At 29.6% G+C, this 17,737-nt stretch carries 18 protein-coding genes; 14 read left to right on the top strand and 4 right to left on the bottom strand.

Translation table 11 applies throughout. The features are described 5' to 3' along the window. The first annotated feature begins 87 nt into the window (after nt 1–87). From truA to L2Z92_RS19395, 14 genes are all read left to right on the top strand, one after another. Nucleotides 88–828: a tRNA pseudouridine(38-40) synthase TruA gene (truA, locus tag L2Z92_RS19460; protein WP_236456382.1), complete on the top strand. Its 741-nt coding sequence runs from the start codon at nt 88–90 to the stop codon at nt 826–828. A 39-nt stretch (nt 829–867) separates the two neighbouring features. Continuing rightward, nucleotides 868–2,613 (top strand): ABC transporter ATP-binding protein, encoded by a 1,746-nt coding sequence (locus L2Z92_RS19455; RefSeq protein WP_236456381.1) that lies wholly within the window; start codon nt 868–870, stop codon nt 2,611–2,613. A gap of 11 nt (nt 2,614–2,624) precedes the next feature. Further along, nucleotides 2,625–4,454: a BamA/TamA family outer membrane protein gene (locus tag L2Z92_RS19450; RefSeq protein WP_236456380.1), complete on the top strand. Its 1,830-nt coding sequence runs from the start codon at nt 2,625–2,627 to the stop codon at nt 4,452–4,454. A 127-nt stretch (nt 4,455–4,581) separates the two neighbouring features. Then, nucleotides 4,582–5,970, top strand: a complete 1,389-nt coding sequence (gene lpdA / locus L2Z92_RS19445) for a dihydrolipoyl dehydrogenase (RefSeq protein WP_236456379.1) — start codon at nt 4,582–4,584, stop codon at nt 5,968–5,970. A gap of 959 nt (nt 5,971–6,929) precedes the next feature. Next, entirely contained in the window at nt 6,930–7,367 is a 438-nt protein-coding gene (locus L2Z92_RS19440) for a hypothetical protein (protein ID WP_236456378.1), read from the top strand. A 355-nt stretch (nt 7,368–7,722) separates the two neighbouring features. After that, on the top strand, nt 7,723–8,124 hold the full coding sequence (locus L2Z92_RS19435) for a GFA family protein (RefSeq protein ID WP_236456377.1): 402 nt from the start codon (nt 7,723–7,725) through the stop codon (nt 8,122–8,124). Between the two features lie 494 nt (nt 8,125–8,618). Further along, nucleotides 8,619–9,134, top strand: a complete 516-nt coding sequence (locus L2Z92_RS19430; protein WP_236456375.1) for a hypothetical protein — start codon at nt 8,619–8,621, stop codon at nt 9,132–9,134. A 322-nt stretch (nt 9,135–9,456) separates the two neighbouring features. Continuing rightward, nucleotides 9,457–9,912: an STM3941 family protein gene (locus L2Z92_RS19425; protein WP_236456373.1), complete on the top strand. Its 456-nt coding sequence runs from the start codon at nt 9,457–9,459 to the stop codon at nt 9,910–9,912. Between the two features lie 151 nt (nt 9,913–10,063). Next, entirely contained in the window at nt 10,064–10,294 is a 231-nt protein-coding gene (locus L2Z92_RS19420) for a hypothetical protein (RefSeq protein WP_236456371.1), read from the top strand. Between the two features lie 6 nt (nt 10,295–10,300). Beyond that, entirely contained in the window at nt 10,301–10,651 is a 351-nt protein-coding gene (locus L2Z92_RS19415) for a hypothetical protein (RefSeq protein ID WP_236456369.1), read from the top strand. Beyond that, nucleotides 10,641–11,270 carry a hypothetical protein gene (locus tag L2Z92_RS19410; RefSeq protein WP_236456367.1) on the top strand — a complete coding sequence of 210 codons (630 nt, stop codon included), beginning with the start codon at nt 10,641–10,643 and terminating at the stop codon, nt 11,268–11,270. The genes L2Z92_RS19415 and L2Z92_RS19410 overlap by 11 nt, the downstream gene beginning before the upstream one ends. A 117-nt stretch (nt 11,271–11,387) precedes the next feature. Further along, a complete protein-coding gene (locus L2Z92_RS19405) occupies nt 11,388–11,819 on the top strand; it encodes a hypothetical protein (protein ID WP_236456366.1) in 432 nt (143 codons plus the stop codon). 21 nt (nt 11,820–11,840) lie between these two features. Further along, nucleotides 11,841–12,530 carry a hypothetical protein gene (locus L2Z92_RS19400; protein ID WP_236456365.1) on the top strand — a complete coding sequence of 230 codons (690 nt, stop codon included), beginning with the start codon at nt 11,841–11,843 and terminating at the stop codon, nt 12,528–12,530. Next, complete coding sequence (locus L2Z92_RS19395) at nt 12,530–13,114, top strand: hypothetical protein (RefSeq protein WP_236456364.1); 585 nt, start codon at nt 12,530–12,532, stop codon at nt 13,112–13,114. The genes L2Z92_RS19400 and L2Z92_RS19395 overlap by 1 nt, the downstream gene beginning before the upstream one ends. Nucleotides 13,115–13,203: 89 nt before the next feature. On the opposite strand, the gene L2Z92_RS19390 is transcribed toward L2Z92_RS19395, so the two are convergent. The 4 genes from L2Z92_RS19390 to L2Z92_RS19375 form a co-directional block, all read right to left on the bottom strand. Continuing rightward, complete coding sequence (locus tag L2Z92_RS19390) at nt 13,204–13,611, bottom strand: hypothetical protein (protein ID WP_236456363.1); 408 nt, start codon at nt 13,609–13,611, stop codon at nt 13,204–13,206. Between the two features lie 431 nt (nt 13,612–14,042). After that, on the bottom strand, nt 14,043–14,462 hold the full coding sequence (locus L2Z92_RS19385) for a hypothetical protein (protein ID WP_236456362.1): 420 nt from the start codon (nt 14,460–14,462) through the stop codon (nt 14,043–14,045). Between the two features lie 303 nt (nt 14,463–14,765). Further along, nucleotides 14,766–16,655: a DUF349 domain-containing protein gene (locus L2Z92_RS19380; RefSeq protein ID WP_236456361.1), complete on the bottom strand. Its 1,890-nt coding sequence runs from the start codon at nt 16,653–16,655 to the stop codon at nt 14,766–14,768. A 316-nt stretch (nt 16,656–16,971) separates the two neighbouring features. Continuing rightward, the gene (locus tag L2Z92_RS19375) at nt 16,972–17,736 is read right to left on the bottom strand and encodes a shikimate dehydrogenase family protein (protein WP_236456360.1); all 765 of its coding nucleotides are present in this window, start codon (nt 17,734–17,736) and stop codon (nt 16,972–16,974) included. Between the last annotated feature and the right edge of the window lies 1 nt (nt 17,737).

The following is a 17,737-nucleotide window of genomic DNA, read 5'->3' as shown; positions in this document are numbered from 1 at the left end:
TTGCTTTCTATTTTTGTAAATTTGCAACTTGTGCCATATAAAAAGGCAATTGTTATTAACTGTTTTTTTGAATATTAATATTAGATTTTGAGGTATTTCATAGAGTTTGCTTATAACGGGAAAGATTATTTTGGGTTTCAAATTCAGCCTGATGCTGTTTCTATTCAAGAAACATTAAATAGCGCAATTAACTTATTGTTTAAGGCTACTATTGATATTGTTGGTGCAGGAAGAACAGATAGTGGTGTGCACGCCAAGCAAATGTATGCTCATTTTGATTATGAAAATGAGATTGATGCTGCTTTTTGGGTTAAAAAACTAAATTCCTATTTACCTAAAGATATTGTGGTTTTTAAGGTTTTCAAGGTTCATGATGATGCTCATGCTCGTTTCGATGCTACAAGTAGAACCTATGAATATTATATTCATAATTTTAAAGACGCATTTAATCATGAAGGTAGTTGGTATTTTTACAAAGCATTAGATGTAGATAAAATGAATGAAGCATGTAAAATCCTTTTTGAATATATCGATTTTGAATGTTTTTCTAAAGTACATACCGATGTTCATACTTTTAATTGTACAATTACTGAAGCATTTTGGCAAAAGAAAGGAAATCAGTTACTATTTACAATTCAAGCAGATCGCTTTCTAAGGAATATGGTTAGGGCTATTGTTGGTACAATGATAAATATTGGTATTGGTAAAATAACCGTAGACGATTTTAGAAAAGTTATCGAAAGTAAGAGTAGGAAAGAAGCTGGTTTTTCAGTACCAGCACATGGATTATATTTAGTAAATGTGGCCTATCCTTACATCTCAGAATAAAGATTAAATTATAATAGAAAATTAATTATAAAAACATAAATGAGTAAACCAAAGTTTAAATCATTAAAAAAAGTATTAGAATATTCCAAACCCTATAAAAAACGATTTAATTGGGTTATTTTTTGGGCTATTTTATTATCGGTTTTCGCTGCAGGAAGACCCTATTTATTAAAACAAACGGTAGACGAGTACCTGAAAAATTATGACTCTCAGGGCTTGTTGTATTATATTGTTTTGATGGCGGTAGTGCTTGTTTTAGAAGTGACCTCTCAATTCTATTTTACATATTGGGCCAATTGGTTGGGCCAAGACATTATTAAAGATATTCGAGACAAATTGTTTTCGCATATAACCTCTTTCAAGATGAAATATTTCGATAACGAACCTGTTGGTAAATTAGTAACAAGAACCGTTTCGGATATTGAATCTATTGCAAGTATCTTTAGTCAAGGACTTTTCATGATTGTTAGTGATATACTAAAAATGATAGTTATTCTAGGAATAATGCTATATATGAATTGGAAACTGACCCTAATTATTCTTTTGGCAATGCCAATTTTAATCTATGCTACCAATATTTTTCAGAAGAAAATGAAAGTGGCCTTTAATGAAGTGAGGAATCAAATTTCAAACCTAAATACTTTCGTCCAAGAGCGATTAACAGGAATGAAAATCGTACAACTTTTTAATAGAGAAAAGATTGAAGCAAAGAAATTTGAAGAAATCAATCAGAAACACAACAAAGCGTGGCTAAAAAATATACTTTACAACTCGGTCTTTTTCCCCATTGCAGATATTGTTACGAATGTAACTTTAGGAGTTGTGATTTGGATTGGTGTTAAAAGTGTTATTAATGACGAAGGATTAACTACAGAAGGACAATTGTTTGCCTATATCTGGTATATTACCATGTTGTTTAATCCATTGCGTCAAATTGCAGATAAGTTCAATGTTATGCAAATGGGAATCATTGCTGCCGAACGTGTCTTTGAAGTATTAGAAATAGACAGTCAAATTCAAAACAAAGGTAATAAAGTAGTGTCTAGTTTTAAAGGTGCAATTTCGTTTAAAAACGTGCGTTTTAGTTATATTGAAAATGAAGAAGTGCTAAAAGGAATCAATCTAGAAGTACAACAAGGAGAAACCATTGCGATTGTTGGAAGTACAGGAGCTGGGAAATCAACAATAATTAACTTATTGAATCGTTTTTATGAAATCGATTCTGGAACCATATGTGTCGACGGAGAAGATATTAAAAACTATACACTAGATAGTCTTAGAAAACAAATTGCAATTGTTTTACAAGATGTCTTCTTGTTTGCAGACACTGTTTATAATAATATTACGCTCTATAACAAAGACATCAGTAGGGAAGAAGTGATTAATGCTGCAAAAAAGATTGGTGTGCACGAATTCATCATGAACATGCCAAACGGATATGATTATAATGTGAAAGAACGTGGTGTAATGCTTTCCTCTGGACAAAGGCAGTTAATAGCCTTTTTAAGAGCCTATGTAAGTAACCCAAGTATATTAATTTTAGACGAAGCAACATCATCAATAGACAGTTATTCAGAAGAATTGATTCAAAAAGCAACAGAAACAATTACAAAAGGAAGAACTTCAATCGTAATTGCACATCGCTTGGCGACTATTATCAATGCAGATAAAATTATTGTAATGGATAAAGGTCAAATAGTAGAATCAGGATCACATCATGAATTATTAAAACTAGAAAAAGGATATTATAAACGATTATACGATTCGCAATTCGAAACTAAATAAAGAATAGCATAATGAAGTCTTATTATTTTATGGTGTTATTCGTTTGTTCAATGCTTTCTAGCTTTGCACAAACGAATGATACTATAAAAAAAGATTCAATATCCTTATATAATAGAGCACACCAATTATCTAAAAGAAGCAATGTCAATAAATGGATTTATAATCTCGTTTTTAGAGCCTCTTCCGTTGCAACCAAAGAAGTCAAAAAAGAAGAAGTACCAAAACAAAAAACAGAAAAATACAAATTCGGAAATGGTAAAATAATTCGAAATATTTATATCGAAACAACCGATCCTTTTGGCTATTCTATAGATGATAGTGATCGAAAACCAAAAAGAAAAATAGATAAGATTGGAAATAGTTTACACCTAAAAACAAGGAAAAGGACAATTAGAAACCTGCTACTTTTTAAAAAGAACGATATTTGTGATAGTCTTGTTTTAGTAGAATCGGAGCGATTAATACGTAGGCAACGCTATACAAGAAGAGTAGTTGTTTTGCCTCAGCTAATAGACGAAGCAAACGATTCTATTGATATTGTTGTTCGAACCATAGATTCATGGACGCTAATTCCTACTGGAAACATTTCAACAAATCAATGGAATGCAAAATTAACAGAAAGAAACCTTTTTGGTATTGGTCATCAATTATCGGGAAACTATAAAAAGAAAATCAATAGTATAGATGATGCAATGAGTTTTAATTATAGAATTAATAACATTCAAAAAACATATACCTCATTATATTTAAACTATGATAATGAATTTAACGGAGACAGTCATAGAAGTGTAGACTTGTCAAGACCTTTCTTTTCACCATTAACAAAGAATGCAGCAGGTGTTTATTTTGAAAATAGATTACTAACCGAATCTTTTTACTTTAATGATAGTTTAAGAACAAACCCCATAAAGACCGAATTTCAAGAGTTTTGGTACGGACGCGCCTTTAAACTAAATGATAAAGCTACCTATAAAAATAAAACAAGAAACATAATTGCAGGTTTTACCTATAATAGAAGACATTATATGCAACGACCAGAAGATTATTTAGATCCATATTATTTTTTTAGCGATTCAAAAAACTTCATTACCCACATAGGTGTTTCTTCTCAAAAATATTATCAAGACTCCTATATTTATTATTACGATATTGTTGAAGACATTCCATACGGTTACAGTTATGCCCTCACTTTTGGGTATCAAGAGAAAAACGATTTACATAGTTATTATTTAGGAGCTAGATATTCCTATGGTAAAAAATTTGAATTTGGCTATTTAAGTGGCTTTGCAGAGTGGGGAACTTTTCTAAATAAAGGAAACACAGAACGGTTAGCTTATAAGGTAGGATTAAATTATTTTAGTCCACTTTGGGATATTGGAGGTTGGAAAATTCGTCAATTCATTGTGCCCTATTTTGTTACGGGAAATAACCGAAACGAATCAGATAAAGATAAATTAACGTTAGACGGAGAGTACGGTCTGCCCAAATTTACATCGAGAACCATTGGTACAAAAAAATGGTTACTAACAGTACAAACCCAAGCCTATATTCCCAAAACTTGGATGGGATTTCGGTTTAGTCCCTATTTAAATTGCTCAGTAGGTTCATTGGTTAACGAATCTAAATCTTTTTTCAAAAAAGAAACCTATGCTAAGTTTTCCGTTGGACTATTAATAAATAACGATTACCTAGTATTTAGTCGTTTTCAAATATCTTTTTCTTATTATCCAAGAATTCCATTTGAAGGCGATAATTTATTTAAGACAAATGCTGTAGATAATTCCGAGATCGATTTACCCTCTTTTCAGTTATCAAAACCACGGTATATCAATTATCAATAAATTAAAAACAGAAACAAAAAGCCGAAAAATAATTAACATAAAATGTTAACTTTAAACAAACGTAACAACTTATAAAAAATTTCCTTAAATTCGCAAACTGATACTAAAAAGATAAAAAAATAACGAAATGAAATACGATATTATAGTTTTAGGAAGTGGTCCTGGAGGATATGTAACTGCAATTAGAGCTTCACAATTAGGTTTTAAAGTAGCTGTTATAGAAAAAGAAAATTTAGGTGGTATTTGCTTAAATTGGGGATGTATTCCAACAAAAGCATTATTAAAATCTGCACAAGTTTTCGATTACCTTAAACACGCTTCAGATTACGGATTAAAAGTAGATAACGTAGATAAAGATTTTTCTGCAGTTGTAGCACGTTCAAGAAGCGTTGCAGACGGAATGAGTAAAGGAGTGCAATTCTTAATGAAGAAAAACAAAATCGACGTAATTGACGGTTTTGGAAAAGTACTACCAGGAAAAAAAGTAGCCGTAACAGCTGCCGATGGAAAAGTAACAGAATATACAGCAGATAATATTATTATTGCAACAGGAGCACGTTCTCGTGAGTTACCAAACTTGCCACAAGATGGTAAAAAAGTAATTGGTTACCGCCAAGCAATGACATTAGCAGAGCAACCAAAGAAAATGATCGTTGTGGGTTCTGGAGCCATTGGAGTAGAATTTGCACATTTTTATAATGCAATGGGAACAGATGTTACTATTGTAGAATTCATGCCAAATATAGTTCCAGTAGAAGACATCGATATCTCAAAACAATTTGAGCGTTCTTTGAAAAAAGCCGGAATCAAAATCATGACTAACGCATCAGTTGAAAAAGTAGACACTACAGGAGAAGGTGTAAAAGCAACTGTTAAAACAGCAAAAGGAGAAGAAATTCTAGAAGCAGACATTGTTCTTTCTGCTGTAGGGATTAAAACAAATATCGAAAACATAGGTCTAGAAGAAGTAGGTATTGCTACCGATAGAGATAAAATCCTAGTAAACGATTTCTACCAAACAAACGTTCCAGGATATTATGCTATTGGAGATATAACACCAGGGCAAGCTTTGGCACACGTAGCTTCTGCAGAAGGAATTCTATGTGTAGAAAAAATTGCAGGACTGCATGTTGAAGCCTTAGACTACGGAAACATTCCAGGATGTACCTATGCTACACCAGAAATTGCTTCAGTTGGTATGACAGAAAAAGCAGCATTAGAAAAAGGATACGAAATAAAAGTAGGTAAATTCCCTTTCTCAGCATCAGGAAAAGCGAAAGCAGCTGGAACACCAGACGGATTCGTAAAAGTAATCTTCGATGCAAAATACGGAGAATGGTTAGGTTGCCACATGATTGGAGCAGGAGTAACCGACATGATTGCAGAAGCAGTTGTAGCCCGTAAACTAGAAACTACAGGACACGAAATCTTGAAAGCAGTACATCCACACCCAACCATGAGTGAAGCAGTGATGGAAGCTGTTGCAGATGCATACGGAGAAGTAATTCACCTATAAAATAACAAGAGTTTGATGTAAAAGTAAAATTTGCGACATTAAACAAAACAATAAAGTCCGATTTGTGCAAGCAAGTCGGACTTTTCATTTGGGCGTGCCCCATCGTCGTTCCTCCTCAAGGTCAGGCTGTCCGCTCTATCTTTTATTCCGCTAGCGCTACATAAAAGGATGCCGCTACCATCCTTCACGCAACCCAAAAAACATATAATCGTTTTCAAAGTAATAATGTGCCTAAATACCCAGTAGCTGAGGTAAAAAGTAATTTTTTAGTGCTGGATACTCGGTATCTGAGGTGAAAAGTAATATTTTGGTGCTGGATACTCGGTATCTGAGGAGAAAAGTAATCTTTTGGTGCTGGATACTCAGTATCTGAGGAGAAAAGTAATCTTTTGATGCTGGATACTCAGTATCTGAGGAGAAAAGTAATCTTTTGATGCTGGATACTCAGTATCTGAGATGAAAAATATTTTTTTGGAGCCAAACGCAGTGCGTCTGAGAAGAAAAGTATTCTTTTGACGCCAAACGCAGTGCGTCTAAGACGAAAAACATTCTTTTGGAGCCAAACGCAGTGCGTCTGAGGTAAAAAAAACACTTTTGGTGCTAAACGCAGTGCGTCTGAGGTGAAAAATATTCTTTTGATGCCAAACGCAGTGCGTCTGAGGTGAAAAACATTCTTTTGACGCTAAACGCAGTGCGTCTGAGAAGAAAAACATTCTTTTGACGCCAAACGCAGCGCGTCTAAGATGAAAAGTATTCTTTTGACGCTAAACGCAGTGCGTCTGAGACGAAAAACATTCTTTAACGATTTGTAAACAAAATTTTATATATTTGAAAACATATAAAATAGAGCACTTTTCATAGATATACAACCATTTTAGTACATATAATATGTATGACAGAGTGATACATATAAGAGAGTTGGCAATAATATCTCAGACAACGAAAAAAATGATAACGAAATGAAAAGGATACACTTCGAAAATAAGAGAAATTGGATTTGGATAGCGATTGGATTCTTTTCCCTTGTTCTTACTTTTACTGGAACATTTGAGTTTTTTGATTTTGAAAATCCAAAGTTGAATAAAAGAATCAGAGCAATCGGATTTTTTATTCAATTCATTTATTACAGTAGATTCTTCTGGTATAAAAATTATGTTCAATTAAAAAAAAAAGGAGCACTTGTCCGAATTAACTCTAGGTTTGGAAAAACATTGAATTTTAACCAAATCAAAAAGACCGAACTGATTGAAAAAAAAATAATAATAACAAAAACGAACGGAAACAAAATTACGTTTGACTTAAATGAAATAGAAGAATCTGACACACAAAAACTGAACGAAATAATAATGAAAAATACTATTACCAACCAGCTCCTCCTGACTTTGAGGTCTAATTAATACAGTTTTTAGCTAATTTGCTAAACAAAAGAGTCTTCATTTATCAAGTATTTAAGTCAATGATTTTTTATAATTTAGCGCAAAGTTAGGAGACTTTGCGCAGCGGGGAGCGTCTGGGAAGAAAAACACTCTTTTGATGCTAAACGCAGTGCGTCTAAGTAGAAAAATATTCTTTAACGATTTGTAAACAAAATTTTATATATTTGAAAACATATGAAATAGAGCACTCATAATACATATAAACGAGTTGTGCTTAATTTAACTGAGAGATGCTAGCTGCTTAAAGAAAAGATTGGAAAGTGTAAGCGAGAAAAAAAATCAACTAAAATCATAATTTTAGAAAGGGACTTATCAAATGGAATACTTGGGTTCTTGTTTATGCAAAGGAATTAAATTTAAAGTTATAGGTGACTTTGAGAGTTTTTATTTATGCCATTGCAGATATTGTAGGAAAGACACAGGGTCCGCTCATGCTGCAAATTTGTTTTCCACTACAGCTAAACTTGAATGGATAAAAACGGAAACTGAAATTAAAATATTTCAACCACATAAGAGTAATCATGTGAAAGCCTTTTGTACAAATTGTGGTTCAGCTCTTCCCAATTTACAAATGGACGGTAAACTTTTAGTAGTTCCTGCAGGATGTTTAGATACAAAATTAGAAAAACGACCTAATGCACATATTTTTATCTCAAACAAAGCAAGTTGGGATGATTCATTGGAAGAAATAAATAAATTTGGACGATTCCCAGAATAAAAAATAGATAAAGAGATACAGAGATACAGAGATTTGCCCAGATAGCGCGGGCATCTTGCTAGTGCCTACAAAAAAATCAGGCTAAATAGGTTTCAATAATTTTGTTATTTTATAAAATGAGTAGGAAATATAAATTTGCAGAGAAATTAGGAGCCTATTTTATTAGTTTTATTCACGGCTTATTGTTTTTTATAAAGGAGTTCATACATCCGCTTTGCCCCAGCTCATCAAAGTCTCCTAACTTTGTTTGAGGTCTAATTAATACAGTTTCTAGTTAATTTGCTAAACAAAAGAGTCTTCATTTATCAAGTATTTAAATAAATTATTTTTTATAATTTAGCTTAAAGTAGGAGACTTTGTGCAGTGGGGGCCTGAGAAGAAAAAAATCTTTTGACGATTTGTTACAATTTATTATTATTGAATATTAAAAAAAGTCTGACATAATCAGACCTATAAACCAGTTAGCAGTAGTACTCAAAAAAAACGAAATTAAAATGAAAAGAATCAATTATTTACAAATTATTTTACACTTTATTGCTACCTGTTTTTTCATATTTTCATTTCAATTTTACGCTGCTATTTATAATATTAGAGTTTTTAAACTTACATCTGAAAATGGTGTTGAAAATGTTTTAAAAAACGCTGAAGATTACGGTATAACAATTATAGACATGTGGAATTTTAACTCTTCAGCTTTCATTTCAAGTTTAATAGCAATTATTGTTGTATTTATAATTTCAATTTTGATTTCTGTAAAGAGAAAATGGTCTGTTTGGAATAGTCTTATCGTTTTAATTTTAAGTTTTTTTTTAAGTCACTTTGATTTTTTTGGTTTATATACTATTAAAAAATATTTTTCTCCTGGATACTTTATAGATGATTTGCTAATTAGTTTTTTGACTTCAGGTAGCTTTTTTTTAGCAATAGGATTTGTGATTTTATTTTCCAAATATTTAAATAGACTAATTGATAATCAGAAATATAATTTATTTAAGATTTCGAAATATTGATAATCTCGGACATTTATCTGTTGAGTTGAAAATCGAAAAAGTAGTACCTATCAAAAAGACTATTCAGATTATATAAGAGTGGAATTTGAAATTGACCCAACTACTTTTTCCAAAATGATTAATGAACTAACTGAATTAAAAAATCTACACTAACAGCTACAGCTGTTCTACAGTTATTTCAATGTACTGAATTATAAAATATATTGGAAACCAAAGTTTGGCAAAAACAGACTTTGTTTGTATAACTTAAATCAGCTATTTTTGCTTTACTACTAATAAATATGAACGAAGGATTTTAGACAAACTGACGTTGTAACACATTATGAAAAACGAATTCGAAATATTTAGAAGAAATAGGGAGAAAGACTTTATGTTTTTTCTTCTTTCATTAGTTTTTGTTGTTGGAGGTTATTACACACTAGAAAAAAAACCATTTATGGGTTGGTTATGTATTTCATTTTTCGGATTTGTAGCTGCTGCTTTTTTAATACAGTTTGTCACAAATGTTTCTTATTTGAAATTATATGAAGAAGGATTTGAAGAAAAAACACTGTTTCACAAAAAGAACTACTTGTGGTCTGATATTAAAAGTTTTTGGAAGGTTAGTTTTCGAGGAAATGAAAGTATTTCCTTTAATTATACTAATGAATATATAAAAAGGAATAGAATAACTTCTATTTTTTCATCTAGAACCCATGGAAGAGTTACATCAAGTCATACTATAGAAACAGATGACTTACTTAAGCTAATGAAAAATTATAAGCGAAGATGTAAATGACTTAATACGAGCTGTGTAAATTTAATTCAAGTATAAACCTACTTATAAAAATGATACTAATTTTGAACAGCTTCTAAAAAGTTATACTAGTTGTAAATTGAAATGATATTAGAAATAATTAGGTAGTGATTATGAGTCGAAAACGAAAAACATGAAAGAAAATTTAATCTTACTTCTCCAAATAATAACTGTTGATTTTTTTACAGCCTTTGGTTTGTATTCATTGTTTTTTTTAATTGTTTCTATTTTTTTAAAGAAACCATTCCTTTTTAAAGTAGATGAGGAAGCTAAAAAGTTCATATCATTTGTTGGCATTATTTATTTCATAATTTGGATTATTGGAATAATAGTTTTTTATGCAGAGAGTAATTTAGAAGAGTAAAATAGTATGCTAAATAGAATGTTTGGAAAATATTGGTTTGGTTTCTGGCTGCAACCAATAGTATGGTTTTTAATTACTCAATTATTAAGAATTAAAAGAGTAGCTAAAAATGTATTCTTGAGAATAATTTTTAGCTTTTTACTCATTATTTCTTTTGAAAAATATGTCATAATAATTACATCTTTTCATCGTGATTATTTACCAAGTACCTGGACAATGTATAATGACTTGGAAATTTATCCTTCAAATTTATTTCTTGCTTTATTAGTGAAAATAATTATGTTTCTTCTATTTGTTGGAATCTATTACAGTATTACTAATAAGTTTAAAAAAAAGAAATGTAAAAATGAATTGTAAGAAATGTAAAAATAAAGTTCTTAATTTAAGTTTTACGGAAGAACAAAAACTTGATATTTATGTTTTGATGCAAAATAATTTAAAAGAGCTTGTTGAAGAAAAGTTAGTTAAAGAATTTAATTTGAACATAGATGAGGCAAGAAATAGTGTTCAACATTTAAACAATAGAAATGGTAGGTGTGTAGAATGTGAATTTAAAAAATTAGAAGGAGAATATATTGAATGTCCTAATTGTGCAGCTTTCAATTATAATCTAAATGAACCAATGTTCAATTTATATTTTTGCAGCCATTTAGAATGGTCTCTTGATTTTGAAAATATTGAAAATGAAAACATTAAATATTATGTAAAACCTTTTTGGTGTGATGGTGTGCACTATTTACCAGAAGACACACAATCTTTACTTTATAAGAACATAAATAAAAATAAGCAAATAAAAACAAAAGCGTGGATTGGATATTGGGGTGATGAAATTTATGAAATGAAAATAAAATTTGGGAAAAAATCTTTAAAAAATTATAAAAACAGAAAATCTTTGATTGAATGTATTCCTACGAACAATGAATATACAAGTTGGATTAAATTATTTATGGAAGAAAAAAAAATAGAAGTCAATTAAAATAATAGCTGTTGCATAATTCTTTCAAAATATTTTATAAAACAAGGTTTTTAATAGTCTTTGTTAATATAATTTAAATAAACAATTTTACTTTACTACTACTTAAATTAAAAATATATGTCCAATTTAGCATTATTGAATAAGTTCATCTTATTATTACTATTTTCTTTAGGTACAAGTCTGTATTCTCAAGAAATTGATTCAAAATATGCTTTTTATAAGGAAGGAAAATGTGGAGAATTTAAATGTCAAGAAGTTGATAGTTTGTCGCTTTATAAAGATAAAACATATCATAGAAGTTATAAATTTGTAGGTCATGAAATCGTTACTTATCAGGAAACAGGAATCTGGAACATTGATAATGGAATCTTGTTTTTATTTAGTTATTATGAAAATAAAGAAGGTAAAGAAAAAGAAACCGAATTCTTGAATCGTTATTTTTTCAAGATGAAGAAAAATAGCATTGTTTTATTAAATAGATATGAATGTTCTTCGGAAGGAGACAGGAAGTTGTTTTATAATATAAAATTGAAGTGTGTTAAAGAATGAGTATTTTAAATAGCATGATTTATGAGGATTGTTTTAAGTTTTATTGCGTTTGTATTGCTTATAAGTTGTAAAAAAGAAGCTAATAGTTTAGAAATTATACTTTTAAAGAAAGAGATTGTCGATTCTTCTTCCATTCGTTTTCCCTACTTACAAATTAAAAATGAAGATGCTATTTTTTTTAAAACAAATATTTTTCAAGAGTTCTTATCTAAAGATACACTTAGATTTAATGAATTACCGGATGGTACTTATGAATTAAAATATCTTAATATTTTTAATGAAGAAGTGATTAATAAATTTACTTTAAAGAATAACACAGAAAAGAAGATTAAAATTGTTTATGATTCAATTCCAAAGAATAAGTTATATAGTGAGTCACTCATTGATAATATGATAAATGGAGAAACCTATAAGGTAAAAATGAATGGGAGAGGACCAGCATCATTTTATTCCTATTATAAAGTTAGTATGAAAAAAAGAACCCAATACATTGAAGTAATTGGAAAACAAAAAAAGAGATTGGAATTAAAAGATATTGATGCTATTAGAAATTTTGAATCTGAACTTTTTGTAATTAAATCGAAAGCTAATAAAGGTTCTTTCGGTAGGGCGTATTTTGAAATATTTACGGAAAACGATACAATTATGATACAAGGATCCTATGGGTGGAATGGATGGTCAAACTTGATGTATAAACTAAATAAAACATAATGAAATATATTCTAATTTTTATGCTATTATCTAACTGTATTTTAGCACAATCTACTCGAAGAATTAGTAAAGATTTTGATGGAGATTCCATAAAAGACACGGTTTATATTGATAGCGATACAAAGAAATTAGTGTGTTTATTATCTACACAGCACTTTAAAAAAATGGAAAGTAAAGGAATTCCAAGTTTAAATTTCGGTAACACCTTAGTTGAAACCAAGAAAGGTTTTGAGTTTTGGAATGATTATGATCGTTCAGGGTTTATTAATGAGTTTTTGTATAATAAAGTAATAAAGAAAATGCAACTCATAAAAATCACTCGAACGGATTATGATATTAGCTGGACAAAATATGGAGAAAAAGTAAAAGGAGGAAGTGGAAAATCTACTATAGATCTTTTAACAAATAACTACATTGGTGACTTTTATGCTGTTATTGATGAAAAACTGATAAAATTGCCATTGATTAATGCAAAAATAGTATTGACTGAAACTACTATTGAAAATTTTAGTGATGCTATTTATTTTAATTTTGAAAAGAAATGTGTCGCTTTGTATGAAGAACAAAAAGCTAAAATGAAATAATTAAAAGCTGTCCAAAAATAGTTTTTTGTCATAGTAATAAATGATAAAATCTATATTTTTCTGGACAGCTTTTTTTAATCAGAATAGGTTTATTCCGACCAATATTTTAAAGTAGCAATAATCCAACCGTCTGGAGTTTCATTTGCAGGAATAACCTCTACAATAGCAGAAGATGCTCCATCAAAATAACCATCACGAGCATCAAATCGATAGGTTCCAACAGGAAGGCTTTCAAAAAGGCCAACTTCATACATAGAATCGTAAAAAGTTGCTCCAGTTGCTACATTTGTAGCGCTATAACCAGGAAGCGTATTTGCTGGAACAGATTGTCCACTTTGCCAATCTTCTAACTGAATGTATACATCAAAACGTACTTCAGATGTTTTTTCAGTTTTAACTGTTGATTTTGTTTCCATTTCTGTTACATTTTCCTCTGTTTCGCAAGAAAATAAAACACAAAATGCTGAAAGCATTACTGCTTTTTGAAAAATTTTCATAATTTGTTTATTTAATATGTTTATTAAGTATAAAGTTACAAATTTTTACTTTTACTTAAAAATAAGTTTGTGTTAAGTAATCGTATTTTATAAGTATTTTTCAATTTTCTATGCTTGAATTTTTTTTTTAACACTTTAAAAGAAATACGTGTCATTTAATATAGATTCAACTATAGTTACTTTTTTTTAATAATAACGAGATTAAGTTCGAGCTTTATGAAGGGAAACAAACAATTGAAATTAAAAAAGTAGCAATACATAAAAAGCAATTGCTATTTTGGATTGACTTAAGGGGGCTTTATAAGTTATTTTTGGTTTAAAATATTGCTTAATAGTTAGTTGAATCCAGTTTTTTAAAACATAAAAAAAAAGCAAATCGCTATATGCTAGTATAACGATTTGCAGAGAGTAGTTTCTATAGTTGAATGAAATTATGAACTAATTGAATAGTAAATGTCGTTTGCTTTTGTATTTAATGTAATCAGTTTTGAACTTATATTTTGCTTATACATATCAAAACTTTCTTTTATTTTATTCTTGAAGAAATAGGGTATTTCATTGTCTGGAAGTTCGAAAAGTTCTTTAATACACATATTCTTATCAATTAGATATTGAACATGATTGTCATTGTCTAATTTTATGTTTAATATAATTATGTTCTTTTTTTTACAAATTTTAGTAGCAATCTCACCATCTTCAACATCTTCATATTTAATTTTAAAGTTGGCGTAATTGTCTATTACTTTAAGAATATCGAATGTAATATATAAACCTTCAATTACTTCTCTGTCAATTTTAAAACCAATTACTTTTCCTTCATCACTTTTAATGCTCATTTTTAAAGTTTTCATACTCTTTATTTTTTATGTATTTAACATTGGTTACCCCCCTTAAGGCAAATGTTTGATAGTTATGAATTCTTAGACTTTAATGTAGTTGCATTAACATCTTTTATCAAAGTTAGCACATCAAATAATAAAAAACAATACGTATTTATACGTAATTTTGGCTGTTTTTCGTACGTATAAATACGTAGTTTTGGAAAAACGCCTTCTTTTTTTAGAATAAATGAATTTGTAAGTAATAAGAAATTAAAATAAAAAAAATCCCGTTATAAAAATATAACGGGATTAGTATAGGTAAAAAATAGAACTTTAAATAGCTCTTAGTTTACTAAGTTTTTCTTTCCAAAGTTTTAATTCTTCTTTGTGTCTTTCAATACTTTTTTGCACTTCTTTAATAAATGGATTTTCACCTTTAGAACTACTACTTATAAATTGAATATTATTTTCTAATTGGAATATTTCGTTTTGAACTTCGTCAATTTTCTTTCTTAAGAAGAATTGCTCTTTTTCAATAGAACGCTCATCTTCATTTGCAACCCATTGATCTAATTTCGCATCGAATTTCATCATCTCAGTATCTTTTTTAGATAAACTAAGTTTTTCAAACAATGCATCTAGTATTTTGTTGAATTTCCCTTCAATATGTCTTCTGTTAAAAGGAACTTTCCCAAGACTTTTCCAAGATTCTATATGTACCTTAATAGCGTCTAAATCGGTTTTATGATCTCCAACTAGTTCAAATGATTTTAAGTTGTCTAAATAGTCTTTCTTTTTTTCGAAAGCTTGCACTTCTTCTTCATTTTCTGTATTTCTCACCTCGTGCATTCTATCAAAATAATGATTACATGCATCTTTGAAATCCTTCCAAATTTTATCAGAATATTTACGAGGAACGTGTCCGATTTTTTTCCAGTCGTCTTGAATTTTCTTCATTACTGGAGTTGTCGCATTAAAGTCTTCATTTTCTTTTAATGACTGAGCTTTCTCTACTAATGCTAACTTCTTATTTAAGTTTTCTTGTTGTTCGTGCTTAATATCTTTGTAGAATGCGTTTTTGTTTGCATTAAATGCTCTAACAACCGTTTTAAATGCAGTCCAAGTTTGCTCAGTAACTTCAACTGGTACTTTTCCAGCCTTAAAGAAACTTTCGCGTAATGCTTCCATTTTTTTAATTTGTGACTGCCAACCGTTATGAGAATGAATTTTTTCTTCTCCTAAAGTAACTATTTGAGCAATAATCTCTTTCTTTTTAGTTAGATTTTCTACTTCTCTTTCTTTTGCTTGTCCGAAATATACTTCTCTTCTGTCGTGAATTTGTTTCGTTATTTCACTAAATTCATTCCAAATAGCTTCACGATATTCTCTGTCTACAGGTCCAATTTCTTCTTTCCAAACCCGGTGTAAAAGTTGTAATTCACGGAAAGCCTTCATTATATCTGTTTCGTCTAATAATGTTTTTGCTTTTTCAATTATAGCTTGTTTTAGCTCAAGATTGTTTTTTAAATCTTGATCACGAGCTTCTTTGTCTAAATGCATTAAATCATAAAAACGCTCAATATGAAAATGGAAATTATTCCAAACAATATTATATTTATCTCTAGGAATTGCTCCAGCAGCTTTCCATTTATCGCGAATATCGTTTAATCTCTTAAACATGTCGCTAATAGAAAGATTCTCTTCTGTTCCGTCAACAAGTAATTTCAATTCTTCAATTATCTCGTTTCTAGATCCTAGGTTACTTTTTAAATTCTTCTGAAGTTGGTTATAATGATTATTTCTATTGGTTTTATAATCATCATATGCTGCATCAAATTTGTTTTTTAGAGGGAAATGATATTCAAAAGTAGCATTTTCATCGGTGTTTGAGCTATTAAATTCATCACGTTTTTCATCTAATAATTCGTGATATTGATTCATGAAAGACTTTCTTATTTCCTCCACATGGTCTTTAATAGCCATTACCTTGTGGTTGTGAACTAGTTTGTCTAGTTCTGAAGTAAGTTCTTCCATTGAAAGTGAATCATAATCCAACATTGGTATGATGTGCTTATCCTGAATGGAGTCGTCTTCATTTTCTTCGGCATTTGAATTATCAATTTCATCTAAAGCAGATTGATTAATTGTAATTACATTTTCTTGAGACTCTTGGTTTTCTTGTCCGTCTGCTTGTGGCAGGTTATCATTCTTTTCTTCTAACATTTTTAATGCTTAAGGTTACTAATTGAGCTCGAAGATACTAAAGGCTATTTAAAATTCAAAAGAAAATTATATATTTTATAAATAGCAAATTGTGAAGCTGAATAAAAAGCAAGCATTTGAGGTTTTTTTGTTGCCTTTCTGAATGATATTTTGGTTTGTCTTACTTGAATTAAAGAAATGAAACTAGTTGTTATCTTTAATCTTAAAGGTGATTAATAAATTAAAAACAATTACTTACAAAAGGGGAGTTTTAGGCTCTATAAGGAAATTTATTATTTCGTTAGAAAGCTAATTAATGATACAATAGCGTTTTTTATTACCTATTCCAAACATTCCATGCTTTTTCAGCTTGAAAAAGAAGCATTTCATAACCGTTTTTAATGGTTGCTCCATTTGCTTTTGCTTGTTTTAGGAAAGTTGTTTCTTCAGGATTATAAACCAAGTCATAAGCAATATGCTTGTCTGTAAATAAAGAATAATCTAAGTTTGGAGCTTCTTCTATATTAGGATGGGTTCCAAGTGGAGTTGTATTAATGATAATTTGATATTCTTCAAAAACTTCATGGGTTAGTTCTTCATAAGAAAGTTCAAATTCTGTTGGATTTCGAGAAACAAAATCGAATTCTATTTTTAATCTCCTAAGTGCAAATGCTATTGCTTTACTAACACCACCTGTTCCTAATATTAAAGCTTTTTTATGGTGGTCAGCTAATAATGGTTTTAATGTTTTTTTAAAGCCATAATGATCGGTATTGTAACCTTTTAATTTTTTCTTTTTTGAGACTACAATGGTATTTACTGCACCAATCTTTTTTGCATTTTTGGAAAGCTTGTCTAAATAAGGGATAACATCTTCTTTGTAGGGAATTGTAACATTTAGGCCTTTTAAACCTTTAGTTTCCAATATGATATTAGGGAAATTTTTTATAGATTCAATGTCGAAATTTACATATTCACAATTATCAAAGTGAAGTGTCTGAAATTTTTCGTTGAAATAATTTTTAGAAAAAGAGTAGCTGATGTTTTTACCTACTAATCCAAATTTTATTTGTTTTTTCTCCTTATTTTTCTTCTTTGACATT

Origin of the sequence: Flavobacterium jumunjinense, from assembly GCF_021650975.2 — a bacterium.
GTDB classification, from domain to species: Bacteria; Bacteroidota; Bacteroidia; order Flavobacteriales; family Flavobacteriaceae; genus Flavobacterium; species Flavobacterium jumunjinense.
This window is presented reverse-complemented; position numbering and strand designations above follow the sequence as displayed.